Origin of the sequence: Massilia sp. Se16.2.3, from assembly GCF_014171595.1 — a bacterium.
Taxonomy (GTDB): domain Bacteria; phylum Pseudomonadota; class Gammaproteobacteria; order Burkholderiales; family Burkholderiaceae_D; genus Telluria.
Genome location: NZ_CP050451.1, coordinates 95277 through 113399, shown reverse-complemented (window position 1 = coordinate 113399; position 18123 = coordinate 95277). Strand labels below are relative to the sequence as shown.

Sequence of the window (18123 nt, the reverse complement as noted above, 5' to 3'; positions counted from 1 at the left end):
CCGCTACGGCGCTCGCATCGGATGCCTCGCCGTCCTGTGTGTCGTGTGGCGCCGATTCCGCCAGCGCGGCGACAGGATCAAGCCCGGCCGATTCCTCGTCCGCGACTGGCGCAACGAACTCCGGCGCATCCTGTCCCGCGACGTTCGGCAGGATGCCGAGCGGATCGAAGGTGTGATCGAAGTCGAGCGTGTAGACCGGCACGTCGTCGTCAAACGGCCTGGTCTCGGCCTCCGGTGCAGGCGTACTGTCAACCTCGTGTTCGACGACGGTGAAGGGCAGCGGGTCCGCTTCGGCAGGCGCCTGTGCGACAGGAGCGTGGGGAAGGGGGGCGGGAGCGGCAGCGGGAGCCGGCTCCGGCGCGGCTGGCGTCGGCGCTGCTGGCGTCGGCGCTGCCGGCGCGCGCGCGGCCAGCTTGTCGAGGTCGACCAGGCTGGCGCTGCCGTCGAAGATTTCCGGCAGGCGCCGCAGCGGACGATGCCCCCGCGCAGCTTGAGCTGGTCCGAGGCGACCCGGAACATCGTGCCGCAGTGGGGGGGGCATTGGGTGGCGAGCGCCATCCGCTTAGCCTTGCGGGGTGGAGCGCGCGGCCGGTACCGTGTCCTGGCCCAGCGTCCCGTGAAGGGCAACCCAGCCGTCCTGCTCGGCCCAGACGCCCAGCTTGATGAAGGGCGCGTAGGCGGCGGCCACTTCCTCGGCCTGGCGCGCCAGCACACCCGACAGCACCAGCGAACCGCCCGGCGCCACGCGGCCGGACAGCATCGGCGCCATCAGCTTCAAGGGGCTCGACAGGATGTTGGCCACCACGATGTCGAACTTGCCGCTTGCATGCAGCGCATTCGACGAGACAGCCAGTTCGTCCGGCACGTAGAAGGTGATCTCGCACCCATTGCGCTCGGCATTCAAACGCGCCGATTCGATGGCCTGCGGGTCGATGTCGACCCCGGCCACGTCGCCCGCGCCCATTTTCTTGGCGACCATCGCCAGGATGCCGGAACCGCAGCCGTAGTCGAGCACCGATTTGCCCGGCTTCGGATGGGCTTCCAGCCATTCCATGCACAGGCGCGTGGTCGGATGGCTGCCGGTGCCGAAAGCCAGGCCCGGATCGAGTTCGAGAATCAACCCGTCAGGATCAGGAGCCTCGTGCCAGCTCGGCACGACCCAGATGTTGGTGCCGATATGGATCGGCTCGAACTGCGACTGCGTCAGGCGCACCCAGTCGGCGTCCGCCACCGCGCGGGTGGAAAACGCCGGCACAGTGGCCAGCTTGATGGCGGCAGCGGCTTCGGCGACGATCGCCGCCTGGTCGGCATCGACATCGGTCAGCGCCACGACACGGCTGTGGTCCCAGGCCGCTTCCTTCGGCTCCATGCCGGGCTCGCCGAACAGCGGGCGTTCCTGCTCGGTGCCTTCGTCGGCGTCTTCCACCGACACCGACAGCGCGCCCGCTTCCATCAAGGCGTCGGAGAGTGCCTCGGCATGCTCGCGTGCGATTTCGATGACGACTTCAGTCCAGCTCATGCATCAGCCTTGTTGTCGAGGGCCAGGGCGACTTTCGTGTCCGGGCGGTTGGCCAGTTTCTGTTCCAGGTAATGGATGTTGGTGCCGCCTTCGATGAAGCGCGCATCGACCATCAGTTCCCGGTGCAGCTGGATGTTGGTGAGGATGCCTTCGACCACCATTTCCGAGAGTGCAATCTGCATGCGGCGAATGGCTTGCTCGCGCGTAGCACCGTAGGAAATTACCTTGCCGATCATCGAGTCGTAATGAGGTGGAACATAATATCCCGCATACGAGTGCGAATCGACACGGATGCCAGGACCGCCCGGCGGGTGCCAGCCAGTGATGCGGCCCGGCGACGGCGTGAATTTGAATGGATCCTCGGCATTGATGCGGCATTCGATCGCGTGGCCGGCCAGCATGATGTCGCGCTGCTTGAAGCGCAGCTTCTCGCCGCAGGCGATGCGGATCTGTTCCTGCACGATGTCGATGCCGGTGATCATTTCGGTGACCGGGTGTTCGACCTGCACGCGGGTGTTCATTTCGATGAAATAGAACTCGCCGTTTTCGTACAGGAATTCGAAGGTGCCGGCGCCACGGTAGCCGATCTTGCGGCAGGCTTCGGCGCAGCGGTCGCCGATCTTCTCGATCAGCTTGCGCGGGATGCCCGGCGCCGGTGCTTCCTCGATCACCTTCTGGTGGCGGCGCTGCATCGAGCAGTCGCGCTCGCCCAGCCAGACGGCATTTTTATGTTCGTCGGCGAGGATCTGGATTTCCACGTGGCGCGGATTTTCCAGGAACTTCTCCATATACACTTCCGGATTGCCAAACGCCGTACCGGCTTCCGTCTTGGTCATCTGCACGGCGTTGAGCAGGGCCGCTTCGGTATGCACGACGCGCATGCCGCGTCCGCCGCCGCCGCCGGCCGCCTTGATGATGACCGGATAGCCGACCTTGCGGGCGGTCTGGATGATTTCCTTCGGGTCGTCCGAGAGGGCGCCGTCCGAACCCGGCACGCAGGGCACGCCGGCGCGGATCATGGCCTGCTTGGCCGAGACCTTGTCGCCCATCAGGCGGATCGAATCGGAGCGCGGGCCGATGAAGACGAAGCCCGATTTTTCCACGCGTTCGGCGAAGTCGGCGTTTTCCGACAGGAAGCCGTAGCCGGGGTGGATCGCTTCGGCGTCCGTGACTTCCGCGGCGCTGATGATGGCCGGCATGTTCAGGTAGCTCAGCGCGGACTGGGCCGGGCCGATGCAGACGGACTCGTCGGCGAGCTTCACGTACTTGGCGTCCTTGTCCGCCTCCGAGTGAACGACCACCGTCTTGATGCCCATTTCGCGGCAGGCGCGCTGGATACGCAACGCGATTTCACCACGATTGGCGATGAGGATTTTTTCAAACATGGTTTAGGTTCGGTGTTTCGATGAGTGCCGGCGCGGTGCGCCGGACTGGTATTCGGAAATCACGGGCCGCGGAGAACAACACGGCCGCGGCAGGGCGGCAAAAGCCGAGGCTTAGCCGATCACGAACAGCGGCTGGCCGAATTCGACTGGCTGGCCATTTTCCACGAGGATCTTGGTCACGACGCCAGACACATCGGCATCGATTTCGTTTAGCAGCTTCATCGCTTCGATGATGCACAGGGTATCGCCTTCCTTGACGTTCGTCCCGACTTCGACGAAGGCGGCAGCGCCCGGAGCGGAGGAACGGTAGAAGGTGCCAACCATCGGCGACTTGACGACGTGGCCGGTTTCCACGGCAACAGCCGGGGCGGGCGCGGCGGCCGGCGCGGCCGATGCCGCTGGCGCCTGCGCGGGGGCCGAGAACTGCTGGACGCCGTTCGACGGCATCATGACCATCTGGCCTTGGGGCATTGCGGACGACTTGACGATGCGGACCTTGCTTTCGCCTTCGGTCACTTCGAGTTCAGCGATATCCGATTCGGCGACGAGGTCAATCAAAGTCTTGAGTTTACGTAGATCCATGTGAAACCCCTTGGAATTATTTTGGTATTAAGAGAGTAAAGCAGCGCGCAAAAAGACAGCGCAGCCGAGCATGATGCATGAAGTTGACGTAGATTAATGCTATTTAAGCGCGAAGTCGATGGCAAACCGATATCCGTCGATTCCCAGCCCGCAAATGGTGCCGCGGGCAAGTGCCGACAAATACGAGTGATGGCGGAATGCTTCACGCTGATAAATATTTGAGATATGGACCTCAATAAACGGAATCGCCACCGCTGCCAGCGCATCGCGCAGGGCCACGCTTGTGTGGGTCAGTCCGCCAGGATTGATGACGATCGCCTCGATGCCTTCCTCGCGGGCGGCATGGATGCGGTCGATCAGCGCACCTTCGTGGTTGCTCTGAAAGCAGGAAAGCGACCCGCCCGCTGCCACAGCCTGGGCCGTTGCAGCGCTTTCGATGTCGGCCAGCGTCGCCGCGCCGTACACCGCAGGCTCTCGGGTTCCCAGCAGATTCAGGTTGGGACCGTTAAGCAGCAGTAGCTTTTTCGCCATTTGTTGTAGAGTCTACGCTCGAAAGTCAGGCATTTTGCCGCCAACATCGGGTATTGGCAAGCGATAAAATTCTCCGTGGATAACAGTTACTTGCGCGATGATCGGAAAAGAACGACCGTTCGCGAGCGCTACAAGCCCGCCAGGTCGGCCCGCAGCGCATCGAACTCGAGCTTGCCGAGATAGGTCTTCCGAACTTGCCCGTCGGCACCAATGAGTACCGTGAAGGGCAGGCCGCCGTTCGTATTGCCGAAGGCGCGCGACAGCTCGGTACCGTCCATGCCGCCGACATACAGCGGGTATTTGATATTGTGCTTGGTGGCAAATTCACGCATGGTGTCCGGCGAATCGATGCCGATGCCGATCACGTTAAACCGCTTGCCGCCTTCCGCGTTTGCCAGGCTGGACAGTTCCGGCATTTCCTGTACGCAGGGTCCGCACCAGGTCGCCCAGAAGTTCACCAGCAGGGGTTTGCCTTTCCACTGAGACAGCGCTTGCGGCTTGCCCGATAAATCGTTCAGGGTCTGCGCATATAAGTGAGTAGATGCGGTGTGTGCCGGGCCGGAGCCAGCCGCCCCAGTTGGCGCGATGCTGGTCGTCACCGGCGTCGCTTCCTTCGTCCTGCTGCCAAACACGGCGCCCAGCGCGCCAAAGGCAATTGCCACAGCCACGAAAGCGGCCAGCTTCTTCTTGTTCATTCGTCCTGTTCCAGCGATACGTCGGTCGTCATCAGCGCGCGCAGGCCGGCAGCGTCGACGCGCTGCAGGCGGCCATCGCCGCGGGGCTTGAGTGCACCACGCAAGTCATGAAAATCATACAACTCGGCGTGCACGGCCTCGTTATGCCACAGGAAGCTCACCGTTTCAACGGGATCGTGGCGCGCGCCCTTGAAGTGGGGCGTTTCCGAGATATCTATAGTGACGTTGCGGTTCAGGAGAAACATCTCGACTTCCTTGGCACTGTCGGCGAATAGCTGCAGGTGGATGTCGTCGTGTTCGCCGGCGGTGCCGTTCAGGACGGCGCCCGTGACATAGGGCCGGAACTCGGCCAGCGCGTCCATGACTTCCAGGGCCACGGCGCGCATCGCGTGCACGCGCTCGGCGTGGGCGGCCCCGCCAAACAGTTCCTGGTAGCGCCGTACCTCGTCCTCGATCTGAGTATTGTCGGGCATCAGGTTCGGTGCCGGCTGGTCGACGCCGAGTACCTGGCGCGCCGCTTTCCTGCGCGCCGTGGCGTAGTCGGCGCCGTCTTGCGCGACCATGCGCGCGGCCGTTGCGGCGATCTGGGCGCGCAGCTGCTGAAGGTCATAATTCTGTGTTGGCATCATGAGCTTGATCATACTCTTGAACGAAAAATGGCATCGCGTCGGGTAGAATCGCGTATTCGCTTTACTCCACACGATCATGCACATCCATATCCTCGGCATTTGCGGCACCTTCATGGGCGGCCTGGCGGTTCTGGCGAAAGAGGCAGGACACCGCGTTACCGGTTGCGACGCCAACGTCTATCCTCCGATGAGCACCCAGCTCGAAGCCCAGGGCATCGAGTTAATCCAGGGCTATGGCCCGGAGCAGGTCTCCCTGAATCCCGATCTGTATGTCGTCGGTAATGTGATGACGCGCGGTAATCCGCTGATCGAGGAAATCCTGAACCGCGGCCTGCCTTATGTGTCCGGTCCGCAGTGGATTGGCGAACATATCCTGCGCGAGAAATGGGTGCTGGCAGTCGCCGGCACGCATGGCAAGACCACGACCTCCTCGATGCTGGCCTGGATCCTGGAAGACGCGGGTTATGCGCCCGGCTTCCTGATCGGCGGTGTGCCGATGAACTTCGGCATTTCGGCGCGCCTGCAAGGGGCAACCGACGCCAAGGCGAAGTCCGACTTCTTCGTCATCGAAGCCGACGAATACGACACCGCCTTTTTCGACAAGCGCAGCAAGTTCGTGCACTACCACGCGAAAACGGCCGTGCTGAACAACCTCGAATTCGACCATGCCGACATCTTCCCGGACATCGGCGCCATCGAGACCCAGTTCCACCACCTGGTACGCACCGTGCCGGGCATTGGCCGCCTGGTGGTCAACGGCGACGAAGCCTCGCTGGCGCGGGTGATCAAGCGCGGCTGCTGGAGCGAGAAGGAAACTTTTGGGCTGTCCGGCGGCGTCAACTGGACGCTGGTCGAGCATCCGGGCGGTTCCAGCTTCGACGTCGTCTTCAACAATGAAGTGCAGGGCACGGTCCACTGGGACCTGACCGGCAAGCACAATCGCTCGAACGCGCTGAGCGCGATCGCCGCCGCGCGCCACGTCGGCGTGCCGGTGGCGCAGGCGGTCGATTCGCTGTCGCGTTTCCAGAGCGTGAAACGGCGCATGGAAGTGCGCGGCGTGGTCAACAACGTTACCGTCTACGACGATTTCGCCCACCACCCGACGGCGATCGCCACCACCGTGGGCGGCTTGCGCCAGAAGCTGGGCAATGGCGGGGAAAAATCGGGACGCATCCTCGCCGTGCTCGAGCCGCGCTCGAACACGATGAAACTGGGTGCGATGAAGGACGCGCTGCCGGGCAGCCTGAAGGACGCCGACCTGGTGTTCGGCTTCGGCAGCCAGCAGGCGCTGGGCTGGTCGCTGGCCGATGCCCTGAAACCGCTGGGCGCCATTGCCCACAGCTTCGACCAGATCGATTACCTGGTGCAAGCCGTCGTGCAGGCGGCCCAGCCGGGCGACCACATCCTCGTGATGAGCAATGGCGGCTTCGGCGGCGTGCACCAGAAACTGCTCGAGGCGCTGGCCTGATGAATGCGCGCCCGCACGTCCTGTACCTCCACGGCTTTCGTTCCTCGCCGCGCTCGTTCAAGGCGCGCGTGTTGCAGGAACGGATGACAGCCGCGGGACGCGCGGGCGACCTGATCTGCCCGCAACTGCCAGCCTCGCCGAAAGCGGCGATGGAACTGGCCTTGCTGCTGGCCGAGCGCCATGCACCAGGCAATCTTGCCATCGTCGGTTCCTCGCTGGGCGGCTTCTACGCGACCTGGCTGGCCGAGCGCCTCGGCGTACGCGCCGTGCTGCTCAATCCGGCGGTCGATCCTTTGAATGACCTGGAAAAGCACGTCGGCGTGACCACCGCCTGGCATTCGGATGAACCGTTCGAGTTTCGCCGCGAATACATAGCCGAGCTGGCCGCACTGAAGGTGGAACGCATCACCCGTCCCGAGCGCTATTTCCTGATTGCCGCGACCGGAGACGAGGTATTGGATTACCGCGACATGCTCGCCCACTATGCCGGCGCGCGCCAGCATGTGATCGAAGGCAGCGACCACGCGATCCCGGAATTCCCGCAGTATGTTGACGAGGTGCTGGCGTTTTGCCAGCCGGCCGTGGCGCAGGCGGGCACGGCCTGGTGAGGGGCGCTTCGCTGCGGCTGGCGAAGTGGCATCGCCATGCCGATGCCGTCGGTGCCGCTATCGCCACGCGCGACTGGCTGACGACCAGGGGCTCGCTGACGGCGCGCCTGGTCGCCAGCAGCAAGGCTTTCCGCGTGCGGCGCCTGCACCAGAAAACGGTGCTGTGCTCGCTGGAAGAGGCGAGGGCGATCGGCCTGCCGCGGCGCGAACGGGTCTGGGAGCGCGAAGTCCTGCTGTGCTGCGACGGCCAGCCGGTGGTGTTCGGCCACACCGTGGTGCCGATGTCGGCGACCGCGAGCGACTGGCCGCTGTTTTCCGCGCTGGGCGAACGCTCGCTCGGCACGACCCTGTTTTACGACCCGCTGGTGACGCGCGGGCCGCTGGAGTATGCCCGGCTGCGGCCGGGCCACCCCCTGCTGGCGCGCCTGCGTGCGGCGCTGGGCGAGGCCGCCTATGCCGCGGCCGAGCGTGCACTGGACGGAGGGCTTTTCCACGCGCGGCGCTGTGTCTACCGCCGCCGTCAGGGCCTGCTGATGGTCACCGAGGTATTCTTGCCGGCCGTGCTCGATCTGGCTGGCGCAACAATAAAGAACGCGAAATAAGATGAATCTATTTTTTGAAGAATCGGGCGACTTCAAGGTCGGCTCGGTGCTGTCCACGGCCGGTGAAGCCCATCAGGTCGAACTGTCGAGCGGGAAGCGGACCAAGGTCAAAACGAAGGACGTACTCTTGCAATTCGAGAAACCGGCACCCGACGTGCTGCTCGAGGAAGCCAAGGGCATTGCCGCCGAAGTCGATCTCGATTTTCTTTGGGAAGTAGCCGGCCAGGAAGAATTCGGTTTCGCGGAACTCGGCGCCGAATACTTCGGCCACGCGCCGCTGCCTGCCGAGGCCGCCGGCCTGGTGCTGGCCCTGCACAATGCGCCCATCTATTTCTACAAGAAGGGCCGCGGCCGTTACAAGGCGGCGCCCGAGCAATCCCTGCGCGCGGCCCAGGCCGGTATCGAAAAGAAAAAGCAGCAAGCCCTGGTGCAGGCGGCCTATGTCGAAGAACTGAAGGCCGGAAAATTGCCGGAAGCGATGCAGCCGATCGTGGCGCAATTGCTGTTCAAGCCGGACAAGAACACCATCGAATACAAGGCGCTGGAAGCGGCGGCCAACGAACTGCAGACCACGGCGCCGCGCCTGATGCTGGCAACGAAGGGCATCGCTTCGCCCAAGGACCTGCACATGGGCCGTTTCCTGTTCGAGCAGTTTCCGCGCGGTGCCGGTTTCCCGGCGCTGCCGGTGCCGAGCGCTCCGACCTCGCTGCCAACGGCTAATGTTGCCGCCTTCTCGATCGACGACGTCACCACCACCGAGATCGACGACGCCTTCTCGGTCGAACACCTGCTTGACGGCACCGTGCGCGTGGGCATCCACATTGCCGCGCCGGGCCTGGCGATCAAGCCGGACGACGCCATCGACAAGATCGCGCGCAGCCGCATGTCCACCGTCTACATGCCGGGCGACAAGATCACGATGCTGCCGGACGAAGTCGTCAACGCCTTTACCCTGGCCGAAGGCACGACCTGTCCGGCACTGTCGCTGTACGCGACCCTGAACCCGCAGGACTGGTCCGTCATTTCGACCACGACCCGCGCCGAACTGGTGCCGATCGCGAACAACCTGCGCCATAACGACCTCGATGCGCTGGTCAACGAGGAAACGCTGGAAAGCGGCGCCGGTGAGTATCCGCACAAGGCGGAACTGTCGCTGCTGTGGAAATGGGCGCTGCAGCTGGAAGCGGGACGCATGAAAAAGCGCGAGGCGTTCGGCTTGAAACCCGAGCAGGCCAATCGCGTCGACTTCAATTTCTATGTCGAGGACGACGTCGTCTCGATCGTGCGCCGCAAGCGCGGCGCGCCGCTCGACAAGATCGTCGCTGAGCTGATGATTTTCGCCAACAGCACCTGGGGCAAGCTGCTGCACGACTCCGGCGTGCCGGGCATCTACCGTTCGCAGGGCGCTGGCAGCGGCGCCGGTTGGGCAGCAAAAATGCAGGTACGCATGGTCACGCACGCGGCGCCGCACCAGGGCCTCGGTGTCGATCAATATGCCTGGAGCACCTCGCCGCTGCGCCGCTACACCGACCTGGTCAACCAGTGGCAAATCCTCGCCTGCGCCGAGCACGGCGTGACCGCGCCCCTGGTCGCGCCATTCAAGCCGCGCGACGCGACCCTGTTTTCGATTGTCTCGGCCTTCGACGCTGCGTATTCGGCCTATAACGATTTCCAGCAGACCATGGAACGCTACTGGTGCCTGCGCTGGCTGGGCCAGGAGCAGGCCAAGCAGGTCGACGCCGTCGTGCTGAAGGAAGACGTGCTGCGCCTCGTCGACATCCCGCTGGTCATCCGCCTGGCCGGCATGCCGCCGGTGGCGCGCGGTGCGCAAGTGCGCCTGGACATCGTGCGCTGGGACGAAGTCGACCTGACGCTGGAAGCGCGCCTGCTGGAAGTGTGCGCGGCGCCGGTCGACGAGGCGCTGGCGGCCGAGGAGGAAGAGGGCGAGGCCGCCGCGGGCGACAGCGGCGAGGCGGCAGTCGAGGAAGTGGTCGAAGCCGAAGGTGCGGTCGCGGCGGTGAGCACGGACGACGCGGCGCCGGTAAACCCGTAGGGTGGGCAGTCCGTGCCCACGCGGTCTGGCGCTTGAAATAATGCGCCGCCGCTATATTTTGACGCGCTTGCATGCCAAAACGCTGCCAAATAGGTAGCTAGCGGCCGCTCCAGGTAATCTTCAAGCCGCGTGTTAGATGACGGCGCCGTTGCGGACCAGGGAGACGTCCGTTACAGCGTGGGCACGTCATTGAAGCCCCGGCTTCAATGACCCCACCCTACGGTCTTCCTCGTGATGCACTTGTTCAGCATTCGTTGCCTCACCACCACCAACTCCCCACACGGCCGTTTCCCACGGTAGAATGCTTGGATTCCCAGATTCAACTGCCGCCCGGCGCCTTCGCGTGAAGCTTTCCCGAGAAAACCGTCCCTTGATGATCGGCCTGGCCGCCTCCGTGGTGGCGCATGCGGTCCTGCTCGCCATCCGCTTCGCTGCGCCCGATGCCTTCCGCCTGGAGCCAGCCGACCCCGGCCTGGAAGTCATCCTGGTCAATGCCAAGCACGCCAACGCGCCAAGCAAGGCCGAGGCCCTGGCCCAGGCAAACCTGGAGGGCGGCGGCACGGCCGATGCGGGCCGCTCCAAGTCGCCACTGCCGGACCTGCGCAGGAACGAGAACGGCGACAGCATCAAGGCCTTGCAACAGCGGATTGCCGAGCTCGAGGAAGAGCAGCAGAACAAGCTGACCCAGGTGCGCAACACGGCCTTCAAGGCGGCGCCGGTCACCGACAAGGACAAGCCGGAGCCCACCCGTACCGGCCACGACGATCTGGAAACGATGAAACAAATCGCGCGCCAGACGGCCGAGATCACACAAACCATCGAAGACCAGAACAAGCGCCCGAAGCGTACTCACATCTCCCCGAGCACGCGCCAGGTCGGCTATGCGCTGTACTACAAGGCGATGCAAAAGCAGGTGGAAGAGGTCGGCACACTGAACTTCCCCCAGAAAAACGGCAAGAAGCTGTATGGCGAACTGGTGGTGTCGATTCCCGTCTTCCAGGATGGCACCATCTACCAGAAAGAGGGCGGACCCCGCATCGAGCGCAGTTCGGGCAATCCGGCGCTCGACCGCGCGGCGCTGGACATCGTACGCCGCGCCGCGCCCTTTGGCGCCTTCCCGCAAAACATGCGCACTTCCGGCAAGGATGACCTCTGGATCGTGATCACGCGCTTTACGTTTACCCGCGAGGAAAAGGTGAAGGCGCAATTGCAGGACAAGGCATGAGTGGCGCCGAGCTCGATCGCTATTGCGTGATCGGCAACCCGATCGCCCACAGCAAGTCGCCCGAGATCCACCCGGTGTTTGCCGCCCAGACCGGCCAGCGGCTCGTCTATGAACGCTGCCTGGCGCCGCTCGACGGCTTCGCCGCTACCGTGCGCGGACTCGTGGCGCAAGGCTACAAGGGCGCCAACGTCACCGTGCCGTTCAAGCTGGAAGCGGCCGCCCTGGCGACGCATTTGTCGGCGCGTGCACGTGCTGCCGGCGCCGTCAACACCCTCAGCTTCATCGATGGCGCCATCCATGGCGACAACACCGACGGCCCCGGGCTGGTGGCCGACATCGTGCGCAACGCCGGCGTGGCGCTGGCAGGCAAGCGCATCCTGCTGCTGGGCGCCGGCGGCGCCGCGCGCGGCATCCTGCTGCCTTTCCTCGAGCAGGGTCCGGAATCGATCCTGCTGGCCAACCGCACCGTCGCCACGGCCGAGGCGCTGGTGGCGAATTTTCCCGGCTTCGGCACGCAGCTGGCGGCCTGCGGCTTCGGGGACATCACGGGCTCTTTCGACATCGTCGTGAATGCGACGTCGGCCAGCCTGAACGCGGACCTGCCGCCCGTGCCAGGCACTGCCTTTACCGAAAAGACACTGGCGGTCGATATCATGTACGGCGACAAGCCGACGCCCTTCATGGCCTTCTCCGCGGCCCAGGGTGCGTGCACCCGTGACGGCCTGGGCATGCTGGTCGAGCAGGCCGCCGAGGCGTTCGCCATCTGGCGCGGCGTGCGGCCGGAGACGGGCGACGTCTTCAGGAAATTACGACACTAAGCAGGCAAACAGGATTCACCTGGCAACCACCATGGCAAAACAAGGCAACACCAAGAGCGGGTCAGGCAAGCGCCGCTGGATCAAATGGATCTTCCTGGGCCCGATACTCGCCTTCATCCTGATCCAGCTGTATTTCTTCGTGCAGGTATGCTGGTTCGTCCATTTCAATCCTGGGTCGACCAGTTTCATGCGCCAGCAGCTCTCCGAACTGCGCGAAAAGAATCCGAAGGCCGAACTGAAGCACCAATGGGTGCCCTACGAGCGCATCTCGACCAACCTGAAACGTGCGGTGGTGGCGTCCGAGGATGCGAATTTCGCCGACCATCCGGGTGTCGATTTCGACGCGCTCGAACGTGCCTACGAGCGCAACAACCGCAAGCACAAGGTGGTTGGCGGCGGCTCCACCATCACCCAGCAGCTGGCCAAGAACCTGTTCCTGTCCGGGAGCAAGAGCTACCTGCGCAAGGGGCAGGAAATGATCATCGCCTTCATGCTGGAGACGATGATGGACAAGCGGCGCATCCTCGAGGTCTATCTCAACGTGGTCGAATTCGGCCGCGGCGTGTTCGGCGCCGAAGCGGCCGCGCGCTATTACTTCCGCACCTCGGCTGCCAACCTGGCGCCGGCCCAGGCTGCGCGCCTGGCCGTGATGCTGCCCAACCCGCGCTACTACGATACCCACCGCAGCACGAATTACCTCGTCAAGCGCACGAACCTGATACAGCGCCGCATGCGCGCCGCCGAGTTGCCTTGAGAGCGAGCAGCCACTGCGCCGGTTGATTGTGTTTCGCTGAAAAACAGCTTAATGCCGGGCGAAACTGTTGTTTCGGGGTGGCCGGGCAGGGGGCTAAGCGGGTACACTTGCGTCAGTTTTGATTCCGGCCGAGAAAGCGCATGATCAACGTATTTGTCCTACAGAATGGCCGCCTGAACCAGGTCCCGATCGCGTCGCGCGCCGACCTGGAGAATGCCGCGCCTGTCTGGGTCGATCTGACCGATCCGGATGACGACGAACGCGCCTGGGTCAAGACAATCTACGGTGTCTCGCTGCCGGGCGAAGACGAGGTCTCGGACATCGAGGCCTCGGCCCGCTACTATGAAGCGGAAAACGGCGACCTGCACCTGCGTACCGATTTCCTGCTCGAAGAGGAAGCCGGCCCCTCGCGTGTCGTCACCGTCGCCTTCATTTTGTCGGGCAAGATGCTGTTCTCGGTGCACTCGGACGATTTACCGGTGTTTCGCCTGGTGCGCATGCGCGCGCGTTCGCGGCCCGGCTCGATTGCCGACTACATGGACGTGCTGCTCGACCTGTACGCCACCGACGCCGAGTACTCGGCCGACGCGCTCGAGGGCATCTACGAGAGCCTGGAGGAAGTCAGCCAGCGCGTGCTGCAAAAGGAATTTACCGACCAGGACGCTGCTGCCGCGCTGAACGCGATTGCCCACGAGGAAGACTTGAACGGCCGCATCCGCCGCAACATGATGGACACGCGCCGCGCCGTCAGCTTCCTGATGCGTGGCCGATTACTGAATTCGGAACAGTTCGACGAGGCGCGCCAGATCCTGCGCGACATCGAATCCCTCGACGGCCACACGTCCTTCCTGTTCGACAAGGTGAACTTCCTGATGGACGCCACCGTCGGCTTCATCAACATCAACCAGAACAAGATCATCAAGATCTTCTCGGTGGCCTCGGTTGCCTTCCTGCCGCCGACGATGATCGCCAGCGTGTACGGCATGAACTTCACCAAGTTTCCAGAGCTGAACTGGAGCTATGGCTATCCGTTCGCGTTGGCGCTGATGGCTGCCACCGCGATTGCCCCGCTGTGGTATTTCAAGAAGCGCGGCTGGCTGAACCTGAATTGAGGACGATGGGGCCGCCGTAGCAGCCCCTTTTTCGCATGGCGCGGGCAGGGCGCGATGAAATATCCTTTCACCTCGCAATGGAAGTGAAATTTTATTTCATTTTCCACTCCGCCACCGGTTCCCGGAATCCTTCGCCGCCATCTTCGCAGCGCAGTTTGCTGACCACCTTGCCGCGCCGCTTGACGAGCAAACCATCTTCGAACTCGGGCGTCGCCCCGTCGGCGCCGCGTGCCACCCGGCTGTAGACCGTATAGGTATAGCCGCCCCGTTCGAACGCGACCGTGGTTTCGCCGCCGCCGACGAGGGGCAGCGTGCTGACCGTAAAGGCCGAGCGCACGGGGCGGCCTGGCTCCGGATAGCGCATCTCGAGGGCGGCAGGGCGGCCGAAGCGGTAGCTGAGCACGCCTTCGCCTTCGGCCGGGCGGCACAGCGAGACGATCTTCGTGCCCACGTGGCAAGCAAACACGACCGGCTCGTGCGGCGCGCACAGCGATTCGGCGCCGGCCGGCAGCAGGCTGCAGGTGGCCGCAGCCACGATGAGCCTGAGGATGAGCCTAGATTCCCAATGCTTTCTTGATGCGTGCAAGGCGCGCTCCCCGATCGTCCAGTCCGTTCAGCCCGCCGTTGACGGCGCGGGTCACGCCCTCGAGATCGTCAAGATCGGCAAGCGCATTTACTTTACGCGTCTCCCAGTAATGGAAAGCCGATTCGATGGCGTATTTGAGCTCGCTCAGCAACAGGTCGGGATCGGCCACGAAATCGCGCGGATCCCCGCTGTCACGGGCGTTGTGCGCCTGCGTGAAGGCTTGGTAGTTCGCCTTGCCGGTCAGCTGGATCAGGCCGCGTCCGCGGTAGCGGTAGCCATCGCCGGATTCCTCGTCGCCATTGCCGAGCCGGTTGGCGTACACATAGGACAGCAGGCGCGCCGGATTGCCGGCATAGCTGTCCTGTTCCAGCCAGAGTTTCGGACGCAGCCGGGCCGGCTGGCCGTCGAGGCCCAGGCGGCAATCGTCGCGCGCACGGTCGTAGCCGGCGGCGCCCCCCGCGGCAGCCGAATACCTCGTGCATGCGCGCGGCCGAATAATGGCCATTTTCCTCGCTCGCGCGAAAGCTGCTTTCATGTCCGATCTGGGCGAGAAAATGCGCCAGGCGCAAGGGCGTGTCGACCCGTAGCGCCGCGCCGCGTCATTGAAGGCGTCGACGATGCCCGCGTAATAGCTGTCTGGATTGGCACCCTCGGCCGCGCGCAGCAGCGCGCTTGTCACCAACGCGCCGCCCGCATGGGGCAGCGGTTGTTGCGAGCGCGGCACCCGCGAACGGGGCGCGCCGGGAGGGGAACGTCGAAGTCGCGCCATGGTCAAACCCAGCCGGAGTTGGATCTATCATGGCACAGGCGGTGCTTGCCGCCGCGGCCGCGCGCGCGGGCCGTTTGTGCTCGCTTAAGCGATGCGGGCGAAGACTTTCCGGGCGGCTGCAATCGTCGCGTCGATGACGGCATCGTCGTGCGCAGCCGACACGAAACCGGCCTCGAACATGGCCGGCGCGAAATACACGCCTTCGTCCAGCATGCCGTGGAAGAAGGCGTTGAAGCGCGTCTTGTCGCCCGCCATCATCTGGCCATAGGTCGACGGTACCTTCTCGCTGAAATAGAAGCCGAACATGCCGCCGACGGCGTCGCCGCAGAAGACGATGCCTGCTTCCTTCGCCGCTGCCGTCAAGCCTTCCACCAGCCTGGCGCTGGCAGCGCCGAGGCGCTCGTAGAAGCCCGGCTGCTGCACCAGTTTCAGGGTAGTCATGCCGGCGGCGACCGCCACCGGATTGCCCGACAGGGTGCCGGCCTGGTAGACCGGCCCGATCGGCGCCATCTTCTGCATCAGTTCCGCCTTGCCGCCAAAGGCCGCCACCGGCAGCCCGCCGCCGATGACCTTGCCCAGGGCCGTCAGGTCGGGTGTGATGCCGTACATTTCCTGGGCGCCACCGAGGCCGACGCGGAAGCCACACATCACTTCATCGAAAATCAGCACGGCGCCGTGTTCCGTGCACAGCTCGCGCATGCGTTGCAAGAATTCCTGGGAGGCGCGGATCAGGTTCATGTTGCCGGCCACCGGCTCGACGATCACGCAGGCAATCGTGTCGCCCATCGATGCGAAAGCGTCTTCCAGCTGGGCGACGTTGTTGTAGTCGAGTACGAGCGTGTGCTTCACGAAGTCTTCCGGCACGCCGGCCGAGGTGGGGTTGCCGAAGGTCAGCAAGCCCGAGCCCGCCTTGACCAGCAGCGAATCGGCGTGGCCGTGGTAGCAGCCTTCGAATTTCACGATCTTGTCGCGTCCGGTCGCACCGCGCGCCAGGCGCAGCGCGCTCATCGTCGCTTCCGTGCCCGAGGACACCAGGCGCACCTGTTCGATGGAGGGTACCAGGCGGCAGATTTCCTCGGCGATCTCGATCTCGCCCTCGGTCGGCGCGCCGAAGGAAAGTCCGTTGGCGGCCGCATCCTGCACCGCCTTGATCACTTGCGGGTGGGCGTGGCCGACGATGGCAGGGCCCCAGGAACCGATGTAGTCGATGTAGCGCTTGCCGTCGGCGTCCCAGAAATACGGGCCTTCGGCGCGGGTGATGAAAGCGCGGCGTGCCGCCGACCGAACGGAAGGCGCGCACCGGCGAGTTGACGCCGCCGGGTGTGCTCTGCTGGGCGCGGGCGAACAGGATGTCGTTGCGCGATTCTGATGCTGGATTCGTCATGGCGATGCTTTCTTGTTATTGGCCGTGCGCCAGATGCGCGCGGAAAAAACGGTTGGGAACGAGCTTGCCCATGCCGAAGCGTTGGGCATGGCGCAGGGCGCCATAAGTGAATTCCCGGGCGGCGGCCAGCGCCTCGGCGGCATCGAGGCCGCGCGCCATCAGCGCCGCCAGCGCGCCGGACAGGGTGGTGCCGGCACCGACGAAGGGGCCGGGCAGGTGTTGCCAGTCGATGGTGGTGACGACGCCGTCGCGGTCGAACAGGGTATTGGCGCGGTTGTTGCCGCTACCGGAGGTGCAGGTGACGAGCACGTACTGGCAGCCGCGCGAGGTCAGTTCGGCGACGTCGATCTCGAGCCCGCCATCGGCCCCGGCTTCGCGCCAGAGTTCGGCCATGCGTCCGAGTTCGGATTGCGACAGCTGCAGGATGGTTGCCTGGGGCGCGAGGATCTGGCGGATCGAGGCGACGATGTCTTCGTCGGACATGCCGGAGTCGGGCAGGGCGGACAGGAAAGGGTCGACGATCAGGGGCACGTCGGCGTAGTCCGAGACGATCTCGGCAATCGCCGCGGCCTGCTCGATGCTGGCGATGGCGCCGATCTTGACGGCGGCGACCGGCATGTCCTCGAGCACCTGGCGCGCCTGGTCGGCCATGACGCCGGTGTCGACTTCATGCCATTCCTCCACGCGTGCGCTGTCGGCCACCAGCAGGGCGGTGGGGATCGAGAGCGCATGGCAGCCGTGGGCGGCGAAGGTGGCCAGGTCTGCCTGAACGCCAAGGGCGCCGACAGGGTCGGCCACGCCAAAAGTGAGAATCAGCGGAGACGGTTGGATTTGCACGACGGGTAGATTAAGATACCTGATTCCCCATTTTACTAGATCGAAGGAACGAAAACGTGAGTAACGAGATGACCGCGACCGCTTACCAGACCTGGATGTGCCTGATCTGCGGCTGGGTCTACGACGAAGAAGCGGGCGCGCCGGAAGACGGCATCGCGCCAGGCACGCGCTGGGCCGACGTGCCGATGAACTGGACCTGTCCCGAGTGCGGCGCGCGCAAGGACGATTTCGAGATGACCGCCATCTGATGGCCTGTCGCGGCGCCGCCTGCGCCGCGACTCCCGCAAGGCCTGCCTTTCAGGTACGCCTTGTACCCACCCTCCCGCCTCGCTGCACGCCGCAGCTAAACGCCTTTTCCCGCGCTCCGCCCGCAAAACGAGACGACATCCGTTTTCGCTCATTTCATTGTCTTTTAAATAATTTCGTTATCAAAACATTTATTAATGATATCGAAACTTCTAGCATTTCCGACAATAAACTCTTTCTTTCGTTTTCTTTGGGTTGATATTGCGCAACACCTTGCGCACAAGCCAAAATCCCTATGCTATCTTGACGGTTCATGCTGA

At 64.0% G+C, this 18123-nt stretch carries 20 protein-coding genes and 1 pseudogene; 9 read left to right on the top strand and 12 right to left on the bottom strand.

The annotated features are described in order from the left end of the window. Nucleotides 1-3 precede the first annotated feature (3 nt). The 7 genes from G4G31_RS24760 to G4G31_RS00500 all read right to left on the bottom strand — a co-directional run bounded on the left by G4G31_RS24760 (nt 4) and on the right by G4G31_RS00500 (nt 5341). Nucleotides 4-519, bottom strand: a complete 516-nt coding sequence (locus G4G31_RS24760) for an MJ0042-type zinc finger domain-containing protein (protein WP_229425247.1) — start codon at nt 517-519, stop codon at nt 4-6. 43 nt (nt 520-562) lie between these two features. Further along, nucleotides 563-1519: a 50S ribosomal protein L11 methyltransferase gene (gene prmA, locus G4G31_RS00525; RefSeq protein ID WP_182989848.1), complete on the bottom strand. Its 957-nt coding sequence runs from the start codon at nt 1517-1519 to the stop codon at nt 563-565. Continuing rightward, a complete protein-coding gene (gene accC / locus G4G31_RS00520) occupies nt 1516-2904 on the bottom strand; it encodes an acetyl-CoA carboxylase biotin carboxylase subunit (RefSeq protein WP_182989847.1) in 1389 nt (462 codons plus the stop codon). The genes prmA and accC overlap by 4 nt, the downstream gene beginning before the upstream one ends. 111 nt (nt 2905-3015) lie before the next feature. Beyond that, the gene (accB, locus tag G4G31_RS00515; RefSeq protein ID WP_182989846.1) at nt 3016-3486 is read right to left on the bottom strand and encodes an acetyl-CoA carboxylase biotin carboxyl carrier protein; all 471 of its coding nucleotides are present in this window, start codon (nt 3484-3486) and stop codon (nt 3016-3018) included. A gap of 99 nt (nt 3487-3585) precedes the next feature. Beyond that, a complete protein-coding gene (gene aroQ, locus G4G31_RS00510) occupies nt 3586-4017 on the bottom strand; it encodes a type II 3-dehydroquinate dehydratase (RefSeq protein ID WP_182989845.1) in 432 nt (143 codons plus the stop codon). A gap of 128 nt (nt 4018-4145) precedes the next feature. Then, nucleotides 4146-4712, bottom strand: coding sequence for a TlpA disulfide reductase family protein (locus G4G31_RS00505; RefSeq protein WP_182989844.1), 567 nt, complete (start codon nt 4710-4712; stop codon nt 4146-4148). Further along, nucleotides 4709-5341 carry a hypothetical protein gene (locus G4G31_RS00500; protein ID WP_182989843.1) on the bottom strand — a complete coding sequence of 211 codons (633 nt, stop codon included), beginning with the start codon at nt 5339-5341 and terminating at the stop codon, nt 4709-4711. The genes G4G31_RS00505 and G4G31_RS00500 overlap by 4 nt, the downstream gene beginning before the upstream one ends. A 112-nt stretch (nt 5342-5453) precedes the next feature. Here G4G31_RS00500 and mpl point away from each other — a divergent pair, with 112 nt between their 5' ends. The 8 genes from mpl to corA all read left to right on the top strand — a co-directional run bounded on the left by mpl (nt 5454) and on the right by corA (nt 13981). Further along, nucleotides 5454-6809 (top strand): UDP-N-acetylmuramate:L-alanyl-gamma-D-glutamyl-meso-diaminopimelate ligase, encoded by a 1356-nt coding sequence (mpl, locus tag G4G31_RS00495; RefSeq protein ID WP_229425670.1) that lies wholly within the window; start codon nt 5454-5456, stop codon nt 6807-6809. Next, a complete protein-coding gene (locus G4G31_RS00490; protein WP_182989841.1) occupies nt 6809-7417 on the top strand; it encodes a YqiA/YcfP family alpha/beta fold hydrolase in 609 nt (202 codons plus the stop codon). Before mpl ends, G4G31_RS00490 begins: the two co-directional genes overlap by 1 nt. Next, a complete protein-coding gene (locus tag G4G31_RS00485) occupies nt 7414-8019 on the top strand; it encodes a chorismate lyase (protein ID WP_182989840.1) in 606 nt (201 codons plus the stop codon). Before G4G31_RS00490 ends, G4G31_RS00485 begins: the two co-directional genes overlap by 4 nt. A 1-nt stretch (nt 8020) precedes the next feature. Beyond that, nucleotides 8021-10072, top strand: coding sequence for a ribonuclease catalytic domain-containing protein (locus G4G31_RS00480; protein WP_182989839.1), 2052 nt, complete (start codon nt 8021-8023; stop codon nt 10070-10072). A gap of 373 nt (nt 10073-10445) precedes the next feature. Further along, a complete protein-coding gene (locus tag G4G31_RS00475) occupies nt 10446-11297 on the top strand; it encodes an energy transducer TonB (RefSeq protein ID WP_182991628.1) in 852 nt (283 codons plus the stop codon). Then, nucleotides 11294-12115 carry a shikimate dehydrogenase gene (aroE, locus tag G4G31_RS00470; RefSeq protein ID WP_182989838.1) on the top strand — a complete coding sequence of 274 codons (822 nt, stop codon included), beginning with the start codon at nt 11294-11296 and terminating at the stop codon, nt 12113-12115. Before G4G31_RS00475 ends, aroE begins: the two co-directional genes overlap by 4 nt. A 31-nt stretch (nt 12116-12146) precedes the next feature. Continuing rightward, on the top strand, nt 12147-12869 hold the full coding sequence (mtgA, locus tag G4G31_RS00465; protein ID WP_182989837.1) for a monofunctional biosynthetic peptidoglycan transglycosylase: 723 nt from the start codon (nt 12147-12149) through the stop codon (nt 12867-12869). Between the two features lie 140 nt (nt 12870-13009). Further along, the gene (gene corA / locus G4G31_RS00460) at nt 13010-13981 is read left to right on the top strand and encodes a magnesium/cobalt transporter CorA (RefSeq protein WP_182989836.1); all 972 of its coding nucleotides are present in this window, start codon (nt 13010-13012) and stop codon (nt 13979-13981) included. Nucleotides 13982-14072: 91 nt separating this feature from the next. On the opposite strand, the gene G4G31_RS00455 is transcribed toward corA, so the two are convergent. The 4 genes and pseudogenes from G4G31_RS00455 to G4G31_RS00440 form a co-directional block, all read right to left on the bottom strand. Further along, a complete protein-coding gene (locus tag G4G31_RS00455; RefSeq protein WP_182989835.1) occupies nt 14073-14516 on the bottom strand; it encodes a hypothetical protein in 444 nt (147 codons plus the stop codon). Nucleotides 14517-14535: 19 nt separating this feature from the next. Continuing rightward, nucleotides 14536-15336, bottom strand: coding sequence for a hypothetical protein (locus G4G31_RS00450; RefSeq protein WP_202033694.1), 801 nt, complete (start codon nt 15334-15336; stop codon nt 14536-14538). Between the two features lie 84 nt (nt 15337-15420). Then, a pseudogene (gene hemL, locus G4G31_RS00445) lies at nt 15421-16720 on the bottom strand (glutamate-1-semialdehyde 2,1-aminomutase). Nucleotides 16721-16735: 15 nt separating this feature from the next. Continuing rightward, the gene (locus tag G4G31_RS00440; RefSeq protein WP_182989834.1) at nt 16736-17557 is read right to left on the bottom strand and encodes a bifunctional hydroxymethylpyrimidine kinase/phosphomethylpyrimidine kinase; all 822 of its coding nucleotides are present in this window, start codon (nt 17555-17557) and stop codon (nt 16736-16738) included. Nucleotides 17558-17625: 68 nt separating this feature from the next. Between G4G31_RS00440 and G4G31_RS00435 the strand changes: the two genes are divergently transcribed. Continuing rightward, nucleotides 17626-17805 (top strand): rubredoxin, encoded by a 180-nt coding sequence (locus tag G4G31_RS00435; protein WP_182991627.1) that lies wholly within the window; start codon nt 17626-17628, stop codon nt 17803-17805. A gap of 154 nt (nt 17806-17959) precedes the next feature. On the opposite strand, the gene G4G31_RS00430 is transcribed toward G4G31_RS00435, so the two are convergent. Continuing rightward, nucleotides 17960-18118 carry a hypothetical protein gene (locus G4G31_RS00430; RefSeq protein WP_182989833.1) on the bottom strand — a complete coding sequence of 53 codons (159 nt, stop codon included), beginning with the start codon at nt 18116-18118 and terminating at the stop codon, nt 17960-17962. Nucleotides 18119-18123 lie beyond the last annotated feature (5 nt).